We start from the raw sequence: 5,505 nt of genomic DNA on the forward strand, positions 1-5,505 counted from the left end.
TGTGCACCGGCGCCCCGGCGGACGAGCACTACGACACCGTCGCCGCCGAGTACCACGTGCCCGTGCCGGACGATCTGCCGCCCGGCACCCTGCTGCGGGTCCACTGGACCGGCGACACCGGCCGCGCCTACGTCGGGGACCGGCTCGTCGCCGACCAGTTCTACTCCGGGCGCGTCTGGGACCTCGCCGTGGACCGGCTGCGGACGGAAGGGGACCCGGGAACGGAGGGCCTCCGGCTGAAGATCCTGCCGCTGCCCGCCGGGGCGCCGGTGCACATCCCGGACCGGACCGGCGACTCCCCGCTGCCGGCGCGGATCGACCGGGTGGAGTGGCTCACCGTCCACACCCTGCCGTTCCGGGCGGGCTGACCACGAGACCGGGAGGCCGGGGCCCGCGCCCCGCCTCCCACCGGTTCGGCTCCCCGGCGCCCCGGGCGCCGCACCTATTCTGTGAAACCCGGCGGGACGCCGTCCCGCCCTCCCGTCGAAGAAGGAAGCGCCGCATGTCCCGAAGCACCACGGACGGCACCGCCGCCGGGGACGCCGGTGCGGCCGGCGGCCCCAGACCCACCGGCAGCCGCAGCAGACGGAACTTCGCCGGCGCCCGGCCGGTGATGGACGACGTGGCCCGGCTCGCCGGCGTCTCCAAGCAGACGGTCTCCCGCGTCCTCAACGACAACCCGGCCGTACGCCCCGAGACCCGCGAGGCCGTGCGCGCCGCGATGCGCACCCTCGGGTACCGCCCGAGCCGCAGCGCCCGCTCCCTGGCCAGCGGCCGTACCCGCATGCTCGGTGTGATCTCGTTCGACGCGGCCCGCTACGGACCCGCCTCCACGCTCACCGCGATCAACACGGCCGCCCAGGACGCCGGATACCTGGTCAGCTCCATCGCGCTGGACACGGCGGACCGCGACACCGTCGTCCAGGCGGTGGACCGGCTCTCCGCCGAGGGCGCGGACGGGATCATCGCCATCGCGCCCCAGCGCCCGGTGGCGACCGCGCTCGCCGCGGCCCGCCCCGACACTCCGCTGGTGATGCTCGACAACGGCCTCGGCGACGGCACCCCCGTGGTGTCCTCGGACTTCCGGGCCGGCGCACGGCTCGCCACCGAACATCTGCTGGGCCTCGGCCACTCCACGGTCTGGCACATCGCGGGCCCCACCGGCTGGACCTCCGCCGACCGGCGCGCCGCGAGCTGGCGCGACACCCTCACCGGGGCCGGCGCCCCCGTCCACGAACCGCTCGTCGGGGACTGGAGCGCCGACTCCGGCTACGCGCTGGGGCGACGGCTCGCGAACAGCCCGGACGTCACCGCCGTCTTCGTCTCCAACGACCAGATGGCCCTCGGACTGCTGCGGGCCCTGCACGAGGCGGGCCGCAGCGTCCCGGACGACGTGAGCGTCGTCGGCTACGACGACATCCCGGAGGCCGCGCATCTGCTGCCCCCGCTGACGACCATCCGCACCGACTACTCCGAGATCGGCACCCGGTCCCTGCGTCTGCTCCTGACCCAGCTGGACGACACCGCCGACACGGAGGAGCCACCGGCGGAGAGCGAACAGGTCGTCCCGGTCGAACTCGTCGTCCGCCGCAGCACCGGCCCGGCCCCGCACTGACCCGGCCCCGCACTGACCCGGCCGCCGCGAGCCACACGGGCACACGGCGGCCGGACGGCGCGGCGCCGGGGGAGAGCCGGGATCGCCGCCCCTGGTTACGGCTTGCGGGCTATCGCCCCGTACATCGCGATGTCCTCGTCGCGGATGTCCTGCTCGCCGGTGCCGTCCGGGTGCCACTTGTGGACCTGGACGATGCCCGGCTCGACCAGCTCCAGGCCCGCGAAGAACTCATGGGCCTCGTCGATGGTGCGCAGCCGCATCGGCATGTCGCGGGCCGCGTACTCGCGGGCGACCCGGCCCACCTCCTCCGGCGCGAACTCGGCGGTGCCGATGGTCATCGCGAGGTAGCTGCCGGACGGCAGGGGTTCGAGGAGCCGGCGCACGATGCCCACCGCGTCGTCCTCGTCCAGGACGAAGTGGACGATCGCGATCACGGTGAGCGCGACCGGCCGGGAGAGGTCGAGGGTCTCCAGGAACTCGGGGGAGCCGAGAACGGTCTCCGGGTCCTGGAAGTCGGCCTCGATGTACGCGGTCCTGCCCTCGGGGGTGCTGGACAGCAGCCCCTGGGACAGGGTGAGGACGATGGGGTCGTTGTCCACGTAGACCACCCGCGACTCGGGGGCCACCGACTGGGCGATCTCGTGGAGGTTGGGGGAGGTGGGGATGCCGGTTCCGATGTCGAGGAACTGGCGCATGCCGGCCTTCTCGGCGAGCCAGCGCACCGCGCGGTTCATCCAGTCGCGGTTGGCGCGCATGTGGACCGGCAGGGCCGGCCACTCGTGCGCCATGGCGTCACCGGCCTCCTTGTCGGCCGGGTAGTAGTCCTTGCCGCCGAGGATGTAGTCGTAGATGCGCGCGGAATGCGCGTGCTCGGTGTCGATCCGGTCGGCCGGCCATCCGTTGTCGGGCAACGCCGCCCCTCCCATCAGGTCGTTCGGTCCAGGTGCGTGGTCGGGCAAAGCCCGGGGTCCGGCGGGCGCCGAACCCCGGTTCAGCAAGTGGTGCGTCAACACAGCTTGGCAGCAAGGGGGTTCACAGCAGGAAGTCGGCCTCGCCCGCCTTCACTCCGGCCAGGAACGTGGTCATCTCCCGTGGGGTGAAGACCAGCGCCGGGCCGTCCGGATCGGTCGACTGGCGTACGGCGACCCGGCCGTCCGCCAACTTCTTCACCTCCACGCAGGCACCGCCCGCGTCGTCGCTCCAGGGCCGGCGCCAGTCGTGGGCGCCGAGGTCGCGGGCCGGCATGCCGTTGCGTACGTCGCGGATGTCACGTATCGAGTGGCGCACTTCCTGGGATATGTCGTGGTGCACGTCAGAGCTCCTTGCGTAGGGCGCCGAGGAGTGCCTCGGTCTTGCGGGGCGGCGCGGACTGCGCGCCCAGCCGGTCCATGGCCTCGCGGTAGACGACCACGTCGCCCCCCTTGTCGAGGTACACCGCGCCCACCAGACCGTTGAGATAGACGATGTCCGGCAATTCGGGTGCCCTGAACCGGAAGAGATGGAACGCACCGGCCCGCATCGCGGGATGCGGGCCGTTCCGGAACGGCATCAGCTGCACCGTCACATGCGGCAGCCGATTCATCTCGATCAGATGGTCGATCTGGGCGCGCATCACGTCCGGCCCGCCCACCGGCCACCGGAGCACCGTCTCGTCCATCACCACCCACAGCCGCGGCGGCTGCTCCCGCGTGAGCAGTTCCTGGCGGCGCATCCGCAGCGCCACCCGCCGCTCGGTCGCCTCGGTCGCCGCGTGCGGATTGCCGGCGCCGAGCAGGGCCCGCGCGTACGCCTCGGTCTGCAGCAGCCCGTGCACGAACTGCGCCTCGTAGGCGCGGATCTGGAGCGCCGCCTGCTCCAGGCTCAGATACGCGGCGAACCAGTCGGGCAGGACGTCCCGGTAGGTGTGCCACCAGCCGCGTTTGTTGGCCTCGCGGACCGATTTGAGGAAGGTCTCGATCTCCTGCTGGTCGACCACCCCGTAGATCTGGAGCAGTTTCTCGACGTCGGGCAGGCGCAGCCGGGCGACCTTGGCGGCCTCCATCCGGCGGATCGTGGAGTGACTCACCCCGATCGCCGCACCGGCCTGCTCGAACGTGAGGCCGGCGCGGGTGCGCAGTTCCTCCAGTTGCCGGCCGAGGATCATGCGCAGTACGGAGGGGGCCCCGCCCCAGTCGGTCTCCGCGGTCACGCCCACCTCCTCGCCTCGATGACGCAGTCTGGCACGATCTTGGCGCGAAGGATGACATCCTGCGATCGACGAAATGCAAATTTCAACTTGCTGGTTGCGAGGTGTTGTTCACGGATGCCAGAGTGGGACCACCGTCACGGCTTCGGTGAACGCTGGGGCTGCGCGGCCAGGTTGGGGGAGATGTGGCCGCAACTCAGCGCTGTGCGCAGCGAGTTGCACGACCCTCGCGGCGTACGGCGAGGCCGGCCGTGGCACCGGCACCACTGACGGTGCGAAGGGCCCACGAAAGGCATACGGCGATGGCTCCGCCCCTCCTCCCCCAATCGTCGGACCGGTTACCGCCGGCCATGTGTCCCCCCACCCCGACGGCGACCGCCTACGTGCCCCACAGAGGGGGCGTTTTCGGACTGCCCGCGGTGCCCGCCTCGGCGGGTGAGGCACGCAGAACGGTCCGCGAACTGCTCGGAGAGTGGGGAGTGACTCCGGACCTCCGCGAGGACGCCCTCCTCATCACCTCCGAACTTGTCACCAACGCGCTGACGCACACCACGAGCGAGTGGATCGTGTGTCGGCTGCACCTCACCGGGCAGCGGCTCCGCATCGAGGTCGAGGACCAGAACTGCGGTCACGCCCAGCCCGCCCGACGCCGACCCGGACCCGACGACCAGAACGGACGCGGGCTCATGCTGGTCGGCATGCTCAGCAGCGACTGGGGGGTGGACGACACCCCACAACGGTCCGGTCGCGTCGTCTGGGCAGAACTGCCGTCGGAGGGCCGGGAAACCGCCGAGCCCGCCCCTCCGACGGCGTGACCTTCCACCGGGACCGCACGACCGGGCCCACGCTTCCCTCTCCGCACGACGAGAGGGAAGCACGGTGAGCACGCCTGGCCGGCGGTGAGCTCGGCCGTGAGCCCGCCGGCGCCGGTCGTGGACTCCGCCGACGCCCGGGACGCGTTTCCGGCGGGCTGTCTTCGCGGCCGCCTCACCGGCGAACCACCGCACCGGTGAGGTCTCTTCGGCGTCATCGCCGACGCGTACGCCTGTACGGTCCCCTCAACCCGCACCGACGCGGTCGGCCGCGCTGAACTCCTGTCCCGCGCGGCCGAGTGGGAAGCCTCGGCGGCGCGGAAGCCTGTGCCGGGGCCTGCGCGCCGCGGGCCCCGGCCGTCAGAGCTGTCCGCTCGCCGCCAGCCGAGCCTCCGCCTGGGCGCGGGCCGCTTCCAGCACCGCCAGCAGGACCGTCTTGCTGGACTGGCGCTCCCGCACGTCGCACAGGACGACCGGCGTCGACGGGTCGAGGTCGAGGGCCTGGCGGACCTGCTCGGCGGTCGCCTCCCTACGGCCGTCGAAGCAGTTGACGCCCACGGCGAACGGGATGTCGCGGGACTCGAAGAAGTCGATCGAGGCGAACGACGCGTCCAGACGGCGGGTGTCGGCGAGGACCACGGCCCCCAGCGCGCCCGTCGACAGGTCGTCCCACATGAACCAGAAGCGGTCCTGGCCCGGCGTACCGAAGAGGTAGAGCACCAGCTCCGGCGAGATGGTGATACGGCCGAAGTCCATGGCGACCGTGGTCGAGGTCTTCTTCTCGACGCCCGCGAGGTCGTCCACGCCCACGCTCGCCGTGGTGATGCGCTCCTCGGTCTCCAGCGGGGCGACCTCACTCACCGAGCCCACCATCGTGGTCTTGCCGACGCCGA

6 protein-coding genes and 2 pseudogenes are annotated in these 5,505 nt (G+C 72.1%); 4 read left to right on the forward strand and 4 right to left on the reverse strand.

What is annotated here, in order from left to right:
* Both AOK15_RS26330 and AOK15_RS26335 read left to right on the forward strand, forming a co-directional pair.
* Window positions 1-368 (forward strand): annotated as a pseudogene (locus AOK15_RS26330) (beta-galactosidase); the annotation flags it as partial.
* A gap of 134 nt (window positions 369-502) precedes the next feature.
* Window positions 503-1,615 (forward strand): LacI family DNA-binding transcriptional regulator, encoded by a 1,113-nt coding sequence (locus tag AOK15_RS26335; protein ID WP_055520846.1) that lies wholly within the window; start codon window positions 503-505, stop codon window positions 1,613-1,615.
* A gap of 95 nt (window positions 1,616-1,710) precedes the next feature.
* On the opposite strand, the gene AOK15_RS26340 is transcribed toward AOK15_RS26335, so the two are convergent.
* The 3 genes from AOK15_RS26340 to AOK15_RS26350 all read right to left on the reverse strand — a co-directional run bounded on the left by AOK15_RS26340 (window position 1,711) and on the right by AOK15_RS26350 (window position 3,803).
* A complete protein-coding gene (locus AOK15_RS26340; RefSeq protein WP_055520850.1) occupies window positions 1,711-2,526 on the reverse strand; it encodes an SAM-dependent methyltransferase in 816 nt (271 codons plus the stop codon).
* Between the two features lie 121 nt (window positions 2,527-2,647).
* Window positions 2,648-2,860 (reverse strand): DUF397 domain-containing protein, encoded by a 213-nt coding sequence (locus tag AOK15_RS26345; RefSeq protein WP_055520851.1) that lies wholly within the window; start codon window positions 2,858-2,860, stop codon window positions 2,648-2,650.
* Window positions 2,861-2,927: 67 nt separating this feature from the next.
* Window positions 2,928-3,803, reverse strand: a complete 876-nt coding sequence (locus tag AOK15_RS26350) for a helix-turn-helix domain-containing protein (protein WP_055520847.1) — start codon at window positions 3,801-3,803, stop codon at window positions 2,928-2,930.
* A gap of 347 nt (window positions 3,804-4,150) precedes the next feature.
* Between AOK15_RS26350 and AOK15_RS26355 the strand changes: the two genes are divergently transcribed.
* Both AOK15_RS26355 and AOK15_RS47275 read left to right on the forward strand, forming a co-directional pair.
* Entirely contained in the window at window positions 4,151-4,615 is a 465-nt protein-coding gene (locus tag AOK15_RS26355; protein ID WP_055520848.1) for an ATP-binding protein, read from the forward strand.
* A gap of 96 nt (window positions 4,616-4,711) precedes the next feature.
* Window positions 4,712-4,912 (forward strand): annotated as a pseudogene (locus AOK15_RS47275) (adenosine kinase); the annotation flags it as partial.
* 60 nt (window positions 4,913-4,972) lie between these two features.
* Here AOK15_RS47275 and AOK15_RS26360 read toward each other — a convergent pair.
* On the reverse strand, window positions 4,973-5,505 hold a 533-nt coding region (locus tag AOK15_RS26360; protein ID WP_055520849.1), incomplete at its 5' end, for a GTP-binding protein.

Origin of the sequence: Streptomyces ossamyceticus (assembly GCF_001418475.1) — a bacterium.
GTDB classification, from domain to species: Bacteria; Actinomycetota; Actinomycetes; order Streptomycetales; family Streptomycetaceae; genus Streptomyces; species Streptomyces ossamyceticus.

Coding starts and splice junctions, on each gene's coding strand:
- AOK15_RS26335 (WP_055520846.1), top strand. CDS start 503: ATGTCCCGAAGCACCACGGACGGCACCGCCGCCGGGGACGCCGGTGCG.
- AOK15_RS26345 (WP_055520851.1), bottom strand. CDS start 2,860: ATGCCGGCCCGCGACCTCGGCGCCCACGACTGGCGCCGGCCCTGGAGC.
- AOK15_RS26355 (WP_055520848.1), top strand. CDS start 4,151: ATGTGTCCCCCCACCCCGACGGCGACCGCCTACGTGCCCCACAGAGGG.